At 63.1% G+C, this 15,940-nt stretch carries 17 protein-coding genes and 1 tRNA gene; 5 read left to right on the forward strand and 13 right to left on the reverse strand.

The genetic code is table 11. The features are described 5' to 3' along the window. Positions 1 to 108: 108 nt before the first annotated feature. Positions 109 to 1,329 (reverse strand): ROK family transcriptional regulator, encoded by a 1,221-nt coding sequence (locus tag shn_RS13565; RefSeq protein ID WP_064330882.1) that lies wholly within the window; start codon positions 1,327 to 1,329, stop codon positions 109 to 111. 244 nt (positions 1,330 to 1,573) lie between these two features. Between shn_RS13565 and xylF the strand changes: the two genes are divergently transcribed. The 5 genes from xylF to shn_RS13590 all read left to right on the forward strand — a co-directional run bounded on the left by xylF (position 1,574) and on the right by shn_RS13590 (position 6,651). Then, positions 1,574 to 2,614, forward strand: a complete 1,041-nt coding sequence (xylF, locus tag shn_RS13570; RefSeq protein ID WP_064330883.1) for a D-xylose ABC transporter substrate-binding protein — start codon at positions 1,574 to 1,576, stop codon at positions 2,612 to 2,614. A 177-nt stretch (positions 2,615 to 2,791) separates the two neighbouring features. Then, the gene (locus tag shn_RS13575) at positions 2,792 to 4,105 is read left to right on the forward strand and encodes a sugar ABC transporter permease (RefSeq protein WP_064330884.1); all 1,314 of its coding nucleotides are present in this window, start codon (positions 2,792 to 2,794) and stop codon (positions 4,103 to 4,105) included. A gap of 14 nt (positions 4,106 to 4,119) precedes the next feature. Further along, the gene (locus shn_RS13580; RefSeq protein WP_064330885.1) at positions 4,120 to 4,905 is read left to right on the forward strand and encodes an ATP-binding cassette domain-containing protein; all 786 of its coding nucleotides are present in this window, start codon (positions 4,120 to 4,122) and stop codon (positions 4,903 to 4,905) included. A 169-nt stretch (positions 4,906 to 5,074) separates the two neighbouring features. Further along, positions 5,075 to 5,151, forward strand: a tRNA-Arg gene (locus tag shn_RS13585). 591 nt (positions 5,152 to 5,742) lie between these two features. Beyond that, complete coding sequence (locus tag shn_RS13590) at positions 5,743 to 6,651, forward strand: tyrosine-type recombinase/integrase (RefSeq protein WP_084437990.1); 909 nt, start codon at positions 5,743 to 5,745, stop codon at positions 6,649 to 6,651. A gap of 54 nt (positions 6,652 to 6,705) precedes the next feature. Here the strand turns inward: shn_RS13590 and shn_RS13595 are convergent, their stop codons facing one another. The 12 genes from shn_RS13595 to shn_RS13650 form a co-directional block, all read right to left on the reverse strand. Continuing rightward, positions 6,706 to 7,176: a thermonuclease family protein gene (locus shn_RS13595; protein WP_371328564.1), complete on the reverse strand. Its 471-nt coding sequence runs from the start codon at positions 7,174 to 7,176 to the stop codon at positions 6,706 to 6,708. Positions 7,177 to 7,417: 241 nt separating this feature from the next. Further along, positions 7,418 to 7,642, reverse strand: coding sequence for a hypothetical protein (locus shn_RS13600; protein ID WP_145925923.1), 225 nt, complete (start codon positions 7,640 to 7,642; stop codon positions 7,418 to 7,420). A gap of 130 nt (positions 7,643 to 7,772) precedes the next feature. Continuing rightward, complete coding sequence (locus shn_RS13605; RefSeq protein WP_064330888.1) at positions 7,773 to 8,090, reverse strand: hypothetical protein; 318 nt, start codon at positions 8,088 to 8,090, stop codon at positions 7,773 to 7,775. 42 nt (positions 8,091 to 8,132) lie between these two features. Beyond that, on the reverse strand, positions 8,133 to 8,420 hold the full coding sequence (locus shn_RS13610) for a hypothetical protein (RefSeq protein WP_064330889.1): 288 nt from the start codon (positions 8,418 to 8,420) through the stop codon (positions 8,133 to 8,135). A 72-nt stretch (positions 8,421 to 8,492) separates the two neighbouring features. Then, a complete protein-coding gene (locus tag shn_RS36795; protein ID WP_064330890.1) occupies positions 8,493 to 11,051 on the reverse strand; it encodes a hypothetical protein in 2,559 nt (852 codons plus the stop codon). An 11-nt stretch (positions 11,052 to 11,062) separates the two neighbouring features. After that, the gene (locus shn_RS13620) at positions 11,063 to 11,503 is read right to left on the reverse strand and encodes a hypothetical protein (protein WP_064330891.1); all 441 of its coding nucleotides are present in this window, start codon (positions 11,501 to 11,503) and stop codon (positions 11,063 to 11,065) included. 5 nt (positions 11,504 to 11,508) lie between these two features. Continuing rightward, positions 11,509 to 12,624, reverse strand: coding sequence for a phage tail protein (locus shn_RS13625; protein WP_084437992.1), 1,116 nt, complete (start codon positions 12,622 to 12,624; stop codon positions 11,509 to 11,511). Continuing rightward, positions 12,617 to 13,753, reverse strand: coding sequence for a baseplate J/gp47 family protein (locus shn_RS13630; RefSeq protein WP_084437994.1), 1,137 nt, complete (start codon positions 13,751 to 13,753; stop codon positions 12,617 to 12,619). Before shn_RS13630 ends, shn_RS13625 begins: the two co-directional genes overlap by 8 nt. After that, positions 13,746 to 14,153, reverse strand: a complete 408-nt coding sequence (locus shn_RS13635; protein ID WP_064332595.1) for a GPW/gp25 family protein — start codon at positions 14,151 to 14,153, stop codon at positions 13,746 to 13,748. Before shn_RS13635 ends, shn_RS13630 begins: the two co-directional genes overlap by 8 nt. 101 nt (positions 14,154 to 14,254) lie before the next feature. Next, a complete protein-coding gene (locus shn_RS13640; protein ID WP_064330893.1) occupies positions 14,255 to 14,764 on the reverse strand; it encodes a phage baseplate assembly protein V in 510 nt (169 codons plus the stop codon). Beyond that, positions 14,751 to 15,749: a phage late control D family protein gene (locus shn_RS13645; RefSeq protein WP_064330894.1), complete on the reverse strand. Its 999-nt coding sequence runs from the start codon at positions 15,747 to 15,749 to the stop codon at positions 14,751 to 14,753. Before shn_RS13645 ends, shn_RS13640 begins: the two co-directional genes overlap by 14 nt. Beyond that, entirely contained in the window at positions 15,749 to 15,940 is a 192-nt protein-coding gene (locus shn_RS13650) for a hypothetical protein (RefSeq protein WP_064330895.1), read from the reverse strand. Before shn_RS13650 ends, shn_RS13645 begins: the two co-directional genes overlap by 1 nt.

The following is a 15,940-nucleotide window of genomic DNA, read 5'->3' on the forward strand; positions in this document are numbered from 1 at the left end:
GGTGATGCGTGGATCCTCGGGTCAAGCCCGAGGATGACGGAGGAGAGGTGGGTGCCTCCGATCATTGAAGCCGAAGTTCAGTTCCGAAATCCCGCGGTCCCCGCGCCCTCAATCCCCATCGCTCTTGGCCGCTATGATATCGTGGTCCATCTCGCCCAACGCCCGCGCAAGATGCCCCTCCAGCACCAGTGTCGCCTCCTCCGGCACGACGGAGATCGGCGGCGCGCCGAAGAGGCGGACCTGCTGGGATTGCGCAAGGCCTTCCTCCAGGCCCCGCTGGATGAGATCGAAATAGCGCGTTCCGGGGCCGGTGATGGCGATCGGCATGTTCTCGTAGAGGCTCACCACCCGCGAAAGCCCCTGCCCCAGCGCCAGCCCGGCCTGGCGGAAGGCATATTCCGACATGCGGTGGCCCTGGCGGGCGCGCAGCGCGATCTTGTCCATCTCCACGAGCGGCACGAATTTCGCCGGGATCGTGTCCGGCGGCACTTCGAAGGCCGTGCGCAGGATGCCGTAGAAGCCGGCGGAGGCCTCGATGCAGCCCTGCGCGCCGCAGCGACACAGTTTGCCATCCGACGAATTCAGCATGTGCCCGAAATTCGGCGCCGTGACCGAGAGCTCCCCCGACCGGTCGAACCGCGCAATGCCAAGACCGATGCTGTGGCCGAGCGAGAGCGCGGCGACCGCCTGCAGGTCGCGCGCCCCCGCCTTCTCCATGCGCAGCGCCATGGCATGGGCGACGAGCAGCGTCTCGTTGCTGATGAGGATCTTCGCCCGCCAGGGCGGCTGGAGCAGCGCGGCAAAATCCACCTGCTGCGCGCCGAAGACCGGCGACCAGACGAGCCGCGCCGTCAGGGGATCGACAAGGCCCTTGCTGCTGATCGAAACGACCAGCACCTGCCCGCGGTCGATCCGCGACCGATCCGCCAGCCTGTCGAGCGCGGCGACGAAGGCCTCCGTGAAGGGCCGTGTCGCGGTGTCGGCATGGTTGCGCGGCTCCTCGAAACGGTCGAGCAGCGTGCCGCCGTAATCGGCGAGCGAATATTGCACCATGTCGGAGGAGATGCGCACGGTGACGAGATAGCCGGCATCGCGCCGCTGGCCGAAGATGACGCGCGGCCGCCCGCGCGAGGCCGACGCCTGCTGCTCGCGCCGCTCCAGCACTTCGGCCTTCTCCAGCTCCGCCGTGATCACCGAGACGGTCGCCGAGGCGAGCCCCGTATGATGGGAGATGTCGGTATGGGCGAGCGGCCCGTGCCGGCGCAGCGAGGCGAGCACCAGCGCGCTGTTCTGCTGACGCACAAGCTCCGTGCTCGACTTGGTCAGCATCGTCGGTTTCCGCTCGCTTTCACAGGATGCAACACATGCCCCTCCCAAAGCATCTGTCACGCCGTCGTTCAAGGCCTTTCAAGCCGTGTTGACAGCCTCCGAAACTTCTGCCATTTATTTTCTCGACTGTCGAGAAAAAAGTCCCGGCACCGTCGGGAGGGGCATCGAGACAGTGTTATCGTGGCCGGTCGTTGATTGGGCGGGAGGTTCGTCCAGGCGGCCGGTGTTCACTTGGGAGGATATCATGAAGTTCGTTCTGAAGCTGATGGCAGGGGCTGCCGTCATCGTTTCCCTGCATTCCGTCGCGCACGCCAAGGACCTCGTGGTCGGCGTTTCCTGGTCGAACTTCCAGGAAGAGCGCTGGAAAACCGACGAAGCCGCCATCAAGGCAGCACTCGAAGCCTCCGGCGACAAGTACATTTCGGCTGACGCCCAGTCGTCCGCCGCCAAGCAGCTGACCGACGTCGAATCGCTGATCGCCCAGGGCGCAAACGCCATCATCGTTCTCGCCCAGGATAGTGAAGCCATCGGCCCGGCCATCGAAAAGGCCGCCGCGGAAGGCATCCCGGTCGTCGGCTACGACCGCCTGATCGAGAACCCGGCCGCCTTCTACATCACCTTCGACAACAAGGAAGTCGGCCGCATGCAGGCCCGCGAAGTGTTCAAGGTGAAGCCGGAAGGCAACTACGTGTTCATCAAGGGCTCCTCGTCCGACCCGAACGCCGACTTCCTCTTCGCTGGCCAGCAGGAAGTGCTGAAGGAAGCCATCGACGCCGGCAAGATCAAGACCGTCGGCGAAGCCTATACCGACGGCTGGAAGCCGGAGAACGCCCAGAAGAACATGGAACAGTTCCTGACGGCGAACGACAACAAGGTCGATGCGGTCGTCGCCTCGAACGACGGCACGGCCGGCGGCGCGATCGCCGCGCTGACGGCCCAGGGCCTTGCCGGCTCCGTCCCGGTCTCCGGCCAGGATGCCGACCACGCCGCGCTCAACCGCGTCGCGCTCGGCACGCAGACCGTCTCGGTCTGGAAGGACTCGCGCGACCTCGGCAAGCGCGCCGCGGAAATCGCGGCTGAACTCGCCTCCGGCAAGACCATGGACGAGATCGAGGGCGTCACCACCTTCAACGGCGGCCCGAAGGGCGTCGAGATGAAGTCGGTCTTCCTCGCGCCGGTGCCGATCACCAAGGACAACCTGAACGTCGTCATCGAGGCCGGCTGGATCCCGAAGGAAACGGCCTGCCAGGGCGTCGCCGCCGGTTCGGTCGCGGCCTGCGACTGAGCCGCCGCGAATCCGGTACTGACCTGACCATCGCCAGGCGCCGCAACGGCAACCGTTGCGGCGCTTGCGCAAGATGGGCAGCGGGCGGAGGATGAGGCGGCGATACATCCTCGAGGCGGGATATCAACCGAGCGCCCGAACGACACGTTCAACAAAAGTGGGGGGGACGGCAAAGCCATGGCCGACATCACGAATACCACGCATGCCAATCGCGCACGATCGGCAAGCGAGAACCCGGTGAAGCGCTTCTTCCGCGCCACCGAGATCGACACGCGCCTGCTCGGCATGGTCGGCGCCATGCTGATCATCTGGATCGGCTTCAACATCCTGTCCGGCGGCCTGTTCCTGACGCCGCGCAACCTGTGGAACCTCTCGGTCCAGACCGCCTCCGTCGCCGTGATGGCAACCGGCATGGTGCTCGTCATCGTCACGCGCAACATCGACCTCTCCGTCGGCTCGATCCTCGGCTTCGTCGGCATGATCATGGGCGTGCTGCAGGCAGAACTGCTGCCGCAACTGCTTGGCTTCAACCACCCCGCCACCTGGATCGTCACGCTGCTCGCCGGCCTCCTGCTCGGCGCGGGCATCGGCGCCCTGCACGGCGCGATCATCGCCTTCCTCAACGTGCCCTCCTTCATCGTCACGCTCGGCGGCCTGCTCGTCTGGCGCGGCGCCACCTGGTTCGTGACGAGCGGACGCACGGTCGCCCCGATGGACGCGACCTTCCGCCTTATGGGCGGCGGCACGGAAGGCTCGATCGGCGCCACCGCCAGCTGGATCGTCGGCGTCGTCGCCTGCATCGCCATCATCGCGACCATCGTCAATTCGCGCAAGCAGCGCCAGCGCTTCGGCTTTCCGCTGCGCCCCATGTGGGCCGAATATTTCCTGACCGCCGTCGGCTGCGCGCTGGTGCTCGGCGCCATCGCCGTGGTCAACAGCTATCCCTGGCCGGTCGCCATCGCCCGCCGCTATGCCGATGCCAACGGCATCGCCTGGCCGGAGGGTGGCCTCTTCATCCCGCACGGCATCGCCATTCCCGTGCTGATCGCCATCGTGGTCGGCATCGTCATGACCTTCATCTCGACGCGCCTGCGCTTCGGCCGCTACGTCTTCGCGCTCGGCGGCAACCCGGAGGCGGCGGAGCTTGCCGGCATCAAGACCCGCTGGGTGACGGTCAAGATCTTCGCGCTGATGGGCATGCTCTGCGCCATCGCCGCGGCGATCTCCACCGCCCGCCTCAACGCCGCGACCAACGCGCAGGGTGAACTCGACGAACTCTACACCATCGCCGCGGCCGTCATCGGCGGCACCTCGCTTGCCGGCGGCATGGGCACAATCGCAGGCGCCATGCTCGGCGCCCTCGTCATGCAATCGCTGCAATCGGGCATGGTGCTGGTCGGCATCGACACCCCGTTCCAGCGCATCGTGGTCGGTATGGTCCTCGTCGTCGCCGTCTGGCTCGACACGGTCTACCGCGCCCGCGCCAAGTAAGAGGAGCCCATCCAATGACGGACACCCGTACGCCCCTCGTGGAGATGAAGAACGTCTCCATCTCCTTCGGCGGCATCCACGCCGTCGACAATGCCTCGGTCGATCTCTATCCCGGCGAGGTCGTCGCCCTGCTCGGTCACAACGGCGCCGGCAAGTCGACGCTGATCAAGATCCTCTCCGGCGCCTACAAGCGCGACAGCGGCGAGATCCTGATCAACGGCGAACCCGCCGACATCAACAACCCGCGCGACGCCAAGAAATACGGCATCGAGACGATCTACCAGACGCTGGCCGTCGCCGACAATGTCGACGCCGCCGCCAACCTCTATCTCGGCCGCGAACTCAGGACCCCCTGGGGCACCCTCGACGACGTCGCGATGGAAGCGAAGACCCGCGAGGTAATGGGCCGCCTCAACCCCAATTTCCAGCGCTTCAAGGAGCCGGTCAAGGCCCTCTCCGGCGGCCAGCGCCAGTCCGTGGCGATCGCGAGGGCCATCCTCTTCAACGCCCGCATCCTGATCATGGACGAACCGACCGCCGCGCTTGGACCGCAGGAGACGGCGCAGGTCGGCGAACTGATCAAGCAGCTCAAGAAGGAAGGCATCGGCATCTTCCTGATCAGCCACGACATCCACGACGTCTTCGATCTCGCCGACCGCGTTTCCGTCATGAAGAACGGCCAGGTCGTCGGCCACGCCCGCACCGAGGATGTCACCAAGGACGAGGTTCTGGGCATGATCATCCTCGGCAAGGTCCCCGAAAAAGCCATCCCCGGCCCCGGCGCCATGCAGACCGCCTGACCCAAATCACCAAAAGCCGCCGGATACCCCCGGCGGCTTTTCCGCAAGGGTGGCTCCAAAGCGCGCGTCCCCTCAGAACAGATTGCCCTTTCTGCATTTTCCCGATTGAAGCCCGCCCCCACCTGGGTTAAGAACCCTCTCATCGGACAGGCGAGTCATCGCCTTGGGAGCACCCGTAGCTCAGCTGGATAGAGTGTTGGATTCCGATTCCAAAGGTCACAGGTTCGAATCCTGTCGGGTGCGCCATATCTGATTGCCATCATATTGAATTAACTACGCATTTTTAATCTCGGCAATCGATCTTCCCCCATTCCCTCCCCCAATTCGCACAGGAAGGCCATAAATCTCTCTGGACGCCGTTGAACTGTTCACGGCTTTGTTACCAAAGTCTGGAGTCTAAGTTGGTCATCGGCGGGTAAGCCTGACGCGATTGCCGCCGGCATGCTCCATCCGCCTTTCAGGGATTTTACCATGACCTTTAAGCAGGCGGAAAAATGGGCTCCATGTCAGGTTTTGTGGGGTTCTCATCCACCCTGAATTGGTGCGCTGCAATCCTGAATTGGTTCCGCCTATTGATCCGCCACTGATGCAGGATTGATCGGCTCTCGACCTTTTACGGCTTGTGGCGCGGCGCTGCCTTCTGGACACAGCGGCTTTAGCTTCTGGACAGAAAATTTTCCTGAATAGGTGAAAGCGGCCGGATCGGCCCTGCTGGCTTAACGTTAATGCCAGCCTTCGGTTGAGCTATCCGACATCCCGGTTAGGCTCGTCGAGCGTGCCGCCCGGATGGACCCCGGATGACACGCTCTAACCAGCCGAACCTATAGGGAGGCCAAGATGGCTGATGGCATTCTATTGCCCGCGCTCAGCGCCGGCAATGCTCAAACTATCGCGCAGAGCAACCACCATATCCTGCCCGCCGGCAGAACCTTCGCCGAGGCGGCGCAGAGCTACGTCCACCATGGCGGCGAAGGCCGCTACCTGAAGCGCGTCGTCGCCTATTTCGGTGATCGTACCCTCGCGACCATCTTCCCCTTCGACATTCGTCAGATGGCCTTATCGCTCTATCCCGACCACTCTGGCGCAACACGCAACCGGCAGGCCATTGCGCCCGCCCGTGCGGTGATGATCCACGCCTATGAACGAGGATGGTGCGGTCTACTTCGCCTCCGCCGGTTCAAGGAGGAGGCTCCACGGCGCAAGAAGCCGGCATCCCAAGCATGGCTGCACGCCTTCGCGAGGCAATGCCACCACGACGGCCTGGACAACCTTGCTTGCCTCGTCCTCTTCATGGCGACGACAGGCGCGAGGGTGTCGGAGGCGATCAACCTTCGCTGGAGCGAAGTCGATTTCGCGCAACGGACTGCGCTCCTGCTGAAGACAAAAACCGAGCGGAATTCGCCGAGAACCCTGACCGATGAGATGATAAACCGGCTCTCGCAACTTCAGCCCGGCAAAAAGGCGGAAGAACGCGTCTTCCGTTATGCCTGCCGCCAGAGCGTCAACACGCGCATCCGAGCGGTTTGCCAGCGTGCAGGCATCAGCTACAAGTCCAGCCATGCCTGCGGGCGTCATTCCTTCGCCACCAATGCGCTCGATCTCGGCCTCGATATCAAGACAGTGATGCATGCGGGACGGTGGAGAAGCTCCGCCGTGTTCCTTGGCGTCTATGTCCACCCGAGGAAAAACGCAGGGCGCATCGTCGCTGATCGCCTGAGCCAGTACGCGTACGATACCGAGATTTGACGAAGGGTCACGATTTCAAAGAGCAACCGCCCGGTCGATGCCGGGCGGTTTACATCAGCAGCTCGGCTTGCGCTTCGCCCTCTCACCACGGGCGATGCAGGGCTCGGTAAAGGTGCCGCGCCAAATTCCAAGGCGATTGGCTTTGGCGCGAGCCTGAGCGTCAGCATAAAGGCCATCGCTGTAGCGGGGCCAGTCCAGGGAATTACCGGTTTCCACGAGCCAGCGGTTGACCTCGTACCCGTCCGACCGAAAGCACGTTCCGACAAAACGACGATAGCGATCCCGCTCTACAAAGACACATCGTGTCGGCCGGGATTCCGCGAGCCATTGATCCAAGGCAAAGGCTGCTTCCTTGCCACAACGGTATTCGGCGGCATTTTCGTCTTGGCATCTCTGCCAGCTTTCCGGCGCGTCGATACCGTTCAAACGGATACGTTCCCCAGCGATCTCGATCGTGTCACCGTCGATAACGGAGGCTCGGCCTATGATGGGTTCCTCCACAGAAGCTGGGACCGCCATGATCATTGACATTCCGAAGAAGGTGCAGGCCAAAAATCTCAATGGCAATGAACTTCACCGGCTTTCTTATCCATGTGGCAGCACTCCCCCGGCGGGGAGCTTTTCCGGCACCCGCCACCATGGGCTTCAGCGTTTGTAATGAAAGCGAACAGCGTGGCCATCACCAAAACCAGCGTCTTCATAATTCCCCCTCTTACTTGCAATGGGCGGATAATTACACGCAAGGGATGGAGGCGCAATCGCTGGCTTACAGCCTTCCCTTGGACTTTGCAGCATCGCGCAAGGTGGTGAACTCGCTCAGGTGCAGCATAACGATATCGGCATTCTCCATGATCCGGAGGCAGTCAAACCAATCCAGCACCTTTGCGTTAGGATTGGCCGGGGATTTCGCCAGCGCCGCATGCAGATCGTGCGCCTTAGCCCGATCCAGCGCTTCCTCCAGATTGCCGTTATCGGACTTGTAGACTTCCACCCGCCTCATCGCCGGGCCTCGTATTCAAGGATGGTCTGAAGATCGCGGAACTGCCGGTCGGTAGCAGTCTGGCATCCGGCGACCAGAAACACCACGATGCCGATGACAAGAGCACGGATCATCATGGCCGTCACCCTCGCGTGAGATACACGGCCCAAACGAGCGCGTAGACAATCATGTTGCCGGCCATGTCGGTGACGTTGCTCCACCGGGTCCACATGAGATACCACGCTCGGGGCGAGCCGGCCGGCAGCTTGAGGCCCGTCTCGCAGTCCCTCTTCTCGCGGCCCCAGTAGAAGGCGATGCCGAACGCGCCGCCCCAGAAGTAGGCCGTCCACGCGTCCAGGCGAAGCCAGTTGACGAGGATGAGGACAACGATCAGGGCGATGAGCTGGCCTTCGATAATGTGGCCGATAAACGATTTGTCGAGTTTGAATTCGCCTTTCAAGGGCGGCTCCTATGGTTTCAAGCGGGCGGAACGGGGCGGCGGTCAGGCCGCCAGCACCTCGGGATGGGCATAGAAGAGGACGGCATCGCCCTCGGGCGGGAGGCTGAAATGCGCCAGCAGGAGCGTGTCGCGCACGAGGCTCGGCGGGACTTCCTCGACTTCACCGCTGATCGTCTCAACGATGAAGTACCGTTCGGGTCTAACGGTCTCCGGAACCGAATAGACCTTGATCGAGCGATAGGCACCGCTCTCCTCGAATTCATGCGCGAAGGCGTCCAGCCCAAGCACCGGGATGGCGTCCCATGTGGTTTCAAGTCCGAATTGAGCCATGATCGATCTCCGTCAGAGGTTTGAAGTGGTCGCCCTGCCGTGTGGCCGGCAGGGCTTGATTGCAAAGACCGCCTAGACCTTGGCGAGGCGGCTACCCAGATCGCTGTAGGAAGAGGTGCCGTTCCAGGTGAGATCGAGGCAGAACAAGCCCATACGAGCGGCTGCGGACCCGTCGAAGACGCCCCCGAATGCAGCGATCATGACGCCTCCGGACCGCGAGTGATAATCGCCGAAAGTGCCGTTCGCCTGATTTGCGTCGATCGTCTTGGGGAGAAAGATGTCACGCATGTCCCAGAGCCCCGGTGCGACTGCGTCATTCAGGCTGACAATCCAGCCGGTGGAGGGCGGCGTGATCCCCACCTGGACGAAGCTTCCGAACCCGGTGCGGTCCCAGATTTCGAGGGTCCCATCGGCCGCCTGCCGCAGGCCGTCGACAATTTGCCGGGTGTTCGTCCAGAGGCCGACGATGCCGCGCCACGTCGCGGTCGCCACGCTCGCGGCGTTCGTGTTTGCCGCGACCGATGTGGTGTTCCCCTGCCCGATGAGCGCCTGGCTGTCCGAGCCGCCCATTTCGATCAACGCCAGCATCTGGATGGCCGCAAGCTGGTAGACACTCCAGAGCATGAAGCCCTCGACGCCGCCGACGTTGCGCGCCGTGGCCATTGCCTTCAAGGGTGTGAAGTGGGTAGACCCGCGAGGAGTGCCGGCGGCTGACCCAAGCTTGCTGCCATCGGTCGTGGCCGCATACTTTCCGACGTAGAAATGCGGAATAGGCTCATTGGCGTCGTAAAACGCCGGGTGAAGCACATATCCCGGCAAGGGCTGATCGGAAATCCACCAGCAGCGCCGACCGGCGCGGTCGGAATTGATCGGCGCGTCAGCCACCTTGTAGTAGAAGGCCGGGATCTTCACCATCGCCTGCCCGTCGATGGTGACATCGGTAATGCCCGCATAGACCGGGTGATTGTTGAAGTAGCTGGCATCGGCCGCACGGTTGTTGCCGTCGTCATCAACCCGCGCCCAGACACCAGCGCCACCGCCGGAGTTGACGAGAGCGAGGCCAACGACGAGGGCGAACAGTTCCTTCGTCGAGAACCGCGTTTCAACCGACCATTCGGAAAAGCCCTTCTCGGTGCCCTTGTGACGCGCCCGCCAGTAATAGACGGTCTGCCCCTCCAGCAGGAGACCTGCCGGCACCTGAACCTGAAGCTTGTTGACGGCATCCTCGCCACTGTCCCAGACCGGCGCGGCGTAGGTGCCGGTTGCGCGCCTGATCTGCCATTGCGTTGCCGCGTGCGTGTCGGCTCCGCCGTTGACGGCGAAATCCGAGGTGTAGAGCGTCGGCTGTGCCGCGATCTCGGTCGCCGCATTCGCCGGACTGGTGTTGGCCGGCGTCTGGACATAGATGAAGTCGGCCGCCGTCGTGAACCCCGTAGCGACCGACCAGGGCGACCACGCGCCTTCGGCATCCTGCACCTGGGCGCGCCAAAGGTAGGCGGCACCCTCGTCCAGAATACCGGCCGGAACGCTCCAGGCGAGACCGGGCGGCAGGAGATCGCTTTCGGCAAGCGGCGCATTGAAGTTGCCGGCTGCGGTGATGAGCTGGAAGCGAACCGCTGCCTGCGGGCTGTTGGCGGGGGAACTGTAGCTGGCGATCGAGAGCGTCGGACGCTCCGACAGGCCGACAGCGCCGGCAGCCGGCAGGGCATTAACGGGCTGGGCCGGGCCGTTGTGCACGCCGCCGAGCATGGTCGGTTCGGAAATGCCGACGAGGTTCCAGATCGTCACGTCGGTTTCGCTTTCGCCATGATGGCTGGTGATCTTCAGGTTGTGATCGCCCGTCGCCGGCACATGATATTCGATGTCGACGATGTCCGGCCCGATATCGCGGCGGAAGGTCCACAGAGCTTCCGTCCAGTCCGGATGGGCGTCGTCACGGAAATAGACCCGGATTTCCGCGTCATTGGCCTCGCGCCGCAGGATCACCGCACGCGGCCCGGACCCGACGCCGAGATTGATCGGCTGCGAGAAGTAGACGCCGTTGTCGCCGGCAATGGCCTTGCCGTGCTCGATCTGCCAGTTGGTTCGGGCGATGACGGCGCTGGCGCCGTAGGTGTGCGCCAGCACGTCCTTCGCCCGGAAGCGGTTGGCCGTTAAGATATCGTCGATGACGAAGGTCTCGGCGTGCGCGCTGTCGAAGATGACGTATTCTTCGCCCTCGCGAAGGGTCTCGGTGTTTTCGGCGTCCACGCTTTCGTCACCGGCAACCGTCGCCACGACGCCCACCTGATTGGTGTCGAGCAGCGTCCAGCCTTCGAGGAAAAGCTCGATCGCGATCCGATAGGACGAATAGAGCCAGTCGAGCTTGACGGCGCGGGTGAGTGCTCCTTCGCTGGACGGGTCGTTCGGATCGCCGCCGAAGCCGAGGCTGGCGAGCTTCGCGGCAAGCGACGGTGCGCTGCCGCGCGCCGTCGTCACCTCGTCAGCGAAGAGCTTCAGGAACTTCGTACGGTTGGCGAGCTGCTTGGCCTGGATGTTGTCAATGCCGTCCGGGCCACCGACGACGGGGTCATTGACCTCGATCTGATAGATGCCCTCTTCGAAGACGGGACTTTCGGGAAGATTTGCCACGCGGATGCTCCTTAAAAAATGATGGTCCAGATGCCGTCGATGGAGATGTCAGCAGCCTTCTCGATCGCCGCGCGCGCCTTGCGGGCGAACAGGGTGTCGTCCACGGTGAGGAGGCCGAATTCGCGGATGGCCATGCCGTTGGCCTCGCCGACGCCGATGCTCCATTTGAAGCGGACGCGACCGGTCTCCGGATAGTCATGGCTGAGGAGCGGCTTGACGAAGGCGTCCGTCAGGGCGAGATCGGCGGGCGTCGGCGGATTGGCACCCGTGCCGACGCCGATCTTCGTCACGACCTTGTCGGCACCATCGCCGGCAACGAGGCGGGCCAGCGCATTGCGCGCGGCCGTCATGATCATGTTGTTGTCGGCCCAATGCTCAACCAGGACGCCGCCGCGTCTAACGTTCATTTCAAGGGCACCGCGCAGGGTGATGGTGTCGGAAATCTGCATCATGCTCCTCATGCGGAAAGGATCAGCGGGAGCGCGCCCGCGTGGAAAATGCCGGTGAAGTGGGTAGCCGCGCCGTCGTGAAGCAGCGAACCGTCGCGAAGGTCACCGGCATGGAGATAGGTCCCGTCATGGCGAATGTGCCGCCAGACGATGATCTGCATGTCGATATCGGCGACGGAGGGCTGACGGCCGCCATGGGTGTAAGCGCCATCGCGGCGGGCGGTCCCGTCGTGGAAAAGGACGATGCCGGCCGTGTCTTCCGCCTCGTGCGCGAGCTCGGCCGAGAACTGGATTTCCTCGTTGTCGTGCAGCGCGCCATCGCCTTCCCAGCGATCGGGCTGCCAGCCGCTATGGGTGTAAGAGCCGTCGCGGCGGATCATGCCGCAATGGGGCAGACGCATGAGCCGGCCAACCGCCTCGGCCGCGACACGCCGACGCCGCCCGCGATACTCGGCAACGCCGTCGTGATCGTGATCGCCGTCGTGCCGGACATAGGCCGCGTGGTTGCGGCTGGTGGTGCCGTCATGGCGCAGGCCATTCGGCCAGCGATCGACGGGTTCGACAACGGCGGCAATCGCCACCTCGTCGTCAGGTTCGAACGGCTCCTCAAAGCCGGCACGAAAACCAATGCGAAAGTCGATGCCCTGACTTTTCCGCTTCGTCGCCTCAACCACCTTGCCGATCGCGCGGCGCGACGCCGTCGAGAGCAAGGGATGCTCGGCCGCAAGGACGCCGTCTTCCATCCACGCGGTGACGATATGGGTGTTGTGGTGCCCGCGCGGCTCCTGCTGCCACCATTGCTGCCATTCGACTTCAATGCCCATGGCGGAGAGCGCACGGATCGTGCCGGCGACCAGACCTGTGAGGGCATGGATATCGGGCGCGGCGTCGATCAGCGCGCGAACAAGGTCTTCGCGAAGATCGGGCGACACGAAATCCGTCAAGCTCGCCTCAATGACCATGATCGGCAGCATGTCGGAAGGAGCTGTCCAGGCATCGTGCAAAACAAGACGGGCCGGCCTGAATTCGGACAGGCTGGTGGAGAAAGCGGCGATGAAAGCGCGGTTGCGCTCATCGTTGACGCCGGGCGCGATCAGGAGGGGCGAAATCAACGGCTCAGTCATCCGCGTCCACCACGATGTTGACGGTGACCGTGCCGAGGCGGGCGAACTGGTGAGGCAGGAGGTTGGTGTAGGCGTAGCCGCTGGGCTCGACCTCAATGACGGTCGGCAGCTTCTTAACGGCGACCGTGATGTCTGCCCGCGCGATCTGCGGCCCGAGCTGGTCGCGCCATGTCTCGAATACCTCGGCCGTCTTTGCCTTGGCGCGATCGTCCAGGCCGAACGACGCCTCGGAAACGACGATATTCAGCGTCGGATTGAAAACGACCGCCTCCGGATCGTGGATCGACACATAATCGCCCATCGGGCGGCGGGTGTCCGGATCGAGATATTCGAGGATTTCCGCCTTCAGCTCGGCCGACGGAAGAACCCCGCCCTTCATCAGCGGGTAGATCTCGATATAGCCCGGCTCCGGCTTGATCACGGCCACATCGACGATGTCGGGATGAACCTCCTTGACATACTCGCGGTAGCCACTGCCGGGGCCGGCCTTGGAGATTTTGTAGAGCGCATTGGCGGCGCGGCCGCGAAACCGCTCCTGCTCCTCGATGTCAGCGCCGCCGCTGATATCGGTGATGTTGCCGGCGCTGACGACATAGGCGATCGGATCGAGGATTTCCGTCACCTTGCCGAGGCCGAGGCCGTTCCAGCGCCCGCCCGCCGCCTCGGCCGTGGCCGGTATCGCCGCCGCTTCCATGCCGGCCGGGATGATCAGATCGGCGTCCGTCGCGAAGGTGATCGCCGTGCCGGCCGCGACACGCGTGCCTTTCGGGATCGCGGTATCGAGAAGGCGCGGTTCGGACAGGCGGAATTCCAGCGTCGTGGTCGCCTGCTGCGCCAGAAGGCGGAAGGTGGAAACGTTGGCGGCGCGGTTCTCCAGGTGGACGCCCTCGGCGAAGACGACGGTGTTCTGTTCAACCCCGGTCTGGCAGGCCTCGCCGAGGATCGAGAGCGCATACGCCGCCGTCTCGATCAGAAACATCTCTGTTTGCGCCGGATAGAGGGTGCGGCCCGATTCAGCTTCGAAGGTGGCTTTCAGCTTCGCCTTCCAGGCCTCCGGATCGCGTTCGAAGAACTTCGGCGCACCGGCCGCGCGAAGCTCGGCGATCGTGCGCATGACGGGATCAGCCATTGAAGGTGACCTCCGTAACCTGCAATTCGGAAACCACGCCCTCGGCCGGGCGCCAGAGGATTTCCGCCTTGAAATGAGCGAAGGAGATTTCGCTGATCGTCACTTTCTCGACGATGACGCGCGGTTCCCAAATGGTGATTGCATCCCAGATTTCCCGCGCGAGGTAGGGAATACCGATGTCCGGATGCTTGTCGATCGCGCCGAGGATATCGACGCCCTTTTCCGGCTCTGTCGGGACGCTGCCCTTGGGCGTCAGCACGAGATTGGTGATCGACTGCGACAGATCGTTGAGGGAAACCTCGATCTCGCCATAGGTCTTCGGCGCAACGCGCGTCTCGGGATCGGCGCGGCCGACCCTGAGAGACCAATGGCGGTGGGTGATGGTGTCCTTGTCGATCATGCCGGCGACAATGGCGCGCGGCAGAAACAAAAACGACCGGACATATGTCCGGTCAGTTCGCTGCATGAACTACGGTAGCGGCAAACCGCCGAGGTGACAAGTCAGACGGCGCGCACCCGGCTGGCGGAGCCAACGGCGGCATCGCCGTCGCTGTCCATATCGCCCTTGCGGTGGAGGAGCTGGCCGCCTTCGCCGCCGAGATCGACCTCGCCATCCAGGATGATTTGCGCCGCCGTGATGCGCACCGTCCCATTGAAGTTCAAGGTTAGGTTCCCGGAGGCCTGATCGAGATGCATCGAACCGCCCGGAAAGACGCCGCCAACATCGTCGTTGCCGTCATACGGCGTCGGGTCCTTCCGATTATAGCGCGATCCCAGCAGGCACCCCGCTTCTCCCTTCGCATCCATACCGACCCAGACTTCATCATCCTTGCCGGGCATCATGAAGGATCGGAAGCCGGTCGATGATTTGGACGTGACGTCGATCCATTGCGTGACCACGTCGTCTTCATCCTCGAACCGGACCTTGACCTTCATCTTCTTCGGATCGCGGTCAATGACGATCCCGCGCCGGATTTGCTGGTTTTGCCGATATTCGTCACCGTTTCGCACTGAGCAACTCCGCGCTGGATGTGTAGCCGCCGCGCGTCATTGCGTGGCTGGAGCGGTCGACCAGGAGCGGCCCGCTATATTTCCCGAAATCAACGAGATCGACGATAACGCCCGCCAGAAGCCGTACATTGCCGACGACAGATATGGAGCCGGAGCGCTTCTTTCGGTTCTTGAAGTGCAGGCGGGATTTCGCAAGCGCCTTGGCCTGCGCCATGTTCTCCACCCGCTCGCCGGCAATGCGCAACGTGTCGCCCGTCTTGACCTCGCTGTCCTCTTCCTCGGCCTCGATCTTTTCCTTTTCCTCCTCATCGAGCGCGGTCACCTTCGCCTTGCTATAGGTATCGGCCGCTTGATCACGGATGCGGTAATCGAGCAGCGTCTTGCCAAGCTGATTGTGGCTGATCGCCAGTGCCGCTGCCTGCCCGTCGATCGAGCGGAAGGAGGTGAAAACCGCGCGATTGCCCCGCGCCGAGAAATAGTGCCCGGTGTCTTGCGCGAGCCGCGTTAGGAATTCGAGATCCCGTTCACGCCGCTGGGTCACCCGTTCGAAACGCAGGTCCTCGATATCACCCTCAATGGATAAGCCCGTCTCGCCCGCCACCTTCTGGACGATCTGACGAAGCGTCTGCTTTTCGAATGCGCGGGTCTTTTCTGTGCGAAGGGGTTTGGTGATCGGCGCAGCGAGGCCCCGAATGGTCATGGTGTCGCCGCTGCGACTGCCGGAGGCATCCGGTTCATCCATCTCGAAGATGCCGCAAGGCAGGATACCGCCGGCACCATCATGGATGGTCAACTCCATCGTGTCGCCGGCTTCGGGTTTCCAGCTACCCTTCCAGCGGCCATCCTTGTCCTGGACGGTTACGTCGATCTCATCGACCTTGCCGTGATGGTTGTCGGTATAGGTGATCGACGTGGTCAGAGGGTCCAACTCAGAAGAGATGTCCGTGCCCTGGTAGATGAGCGCGAAAGAAGGCTTCAATGCCATCAGGACATTTTCCAGAACATGCGAGCACCGCCCACGATCGCGCAGAACAACTGAACGACGAGGCCAGAGGCAAGGCCGATCTCGTGAAAAAGAGAGATCAGCAGGAGCACCAATGCCGACACGAACGCGCTGACAACAACGCCGGACAGGACAGCAACCAGGGTGAGCAACTTCGCAGAATCGTCATCCAT

The organism is Shinella sp. HZN7 (assembly GCF_001652565.1).
GTDB classification, from domain to species: Bacteria; Pseudomonadota; Alphaproteobacteria; order Rhizobiales; family Rhizobiaceae; genus Shinella; species Shinella granuli.

What these genes read in the sequence shown, in the direction of transcription:
- shn_RS13625 (WP_084437992.1), bottom strand. Translation starts at nt 12,624, where the DNA reads ATGACTGAGCCGTTGATTTCGCCCCTCCTGATCGCGCCCGGCGTCAAC.
- shn_RS13575 (WP_064330884.1), top strand. Translation starts at nt 2,792, where the DNA reads ATGGCCGACATCACGAATACCACGCATGCCAATCGCGCACGATCGGCA.
- shn_RS13620 (WP_064330891.1), bottom strand. Translation starts at nt 11,503, where the DNA reads ATGATGCAGATTTCCGACACCATCACCCTGCGCGGTGCCCTTGAAATG.
- shn_RS13610 (WP_064330889.1), bottom strand. Translation starts at nt 8,420, where the DNA reads ATGGCTCAATTCGGACTTGAAACCACATGGGACGCCATCCCGGTGCTT.
- shn_RS13635 (WP_064332595.1), bottom strand. Translation starts at nt 14,153, where the DNA reads ATGATCGACAAGGACACCATCACCCACCGCCATTGGTCTCTCAGGGTC.
- shn_RS13595 (WP_371328564.1), bottom strand. Translation starts at nt 7,176, where the DNA reads ATGATCATGGCGGTCCCAGCTTCTGTGGAGGAACCCATCATAGGCCGA.
- xylF (WP_064330883.1), top strand. Translation starts at nt 1,574, where the DNA reads ATGAAGTTCGTTCTGAAGCTGATGGCAGGGGCTGCCGTCATCGTTTCC.
- shn_RS13565 (WP_064330882.1), bottom strand. Translation starts at nt 1,329, where the DNA reads ATGCTGACCAAGTCGAGCACGGAGCTTGTGCGTCAGCAGAACAGCGCG.
- shn_RS13630 (WP_084437994.1), bottom strand. Translation starts at nt 13,753, where the DNA reads ATGGCTGATCCCGTCATGCGCACGATCGCCGAGCTTCGCGCGGCCGGT.
- shn_RS13645 (WP_064330894.1), bottom strand. Translation starts at nt 15,749, where the DNA reads ATGGCATTGAAGCCTTCTTTCGCGCTCATCTACCAGGGCACGGACATC.
- shn_RS13590 (WP_084437990.1), top strand. Translation starts at nt 5,743, where the DNA reads ATGGCTGATGGCATTCTATTGCCCGCGCTCAGCGCCGGCAATGCTCAA.
- shn_RS13650 (WP_064330895.1), bottom strand. Translation starts at nt 15,940, where the DNA reads ATGGATGACGATTCTGCGAAGTTGCTCACCCTGGTTGCTGTCCTGTCC.
- shn_RS13580 (WP_064330885.1), top strand. Translation starts at nt 4,120, where the DNA reads ATGACGGACACCCGTACGCCCCTCGTGGAGATGAAGAACGTCTCCATC.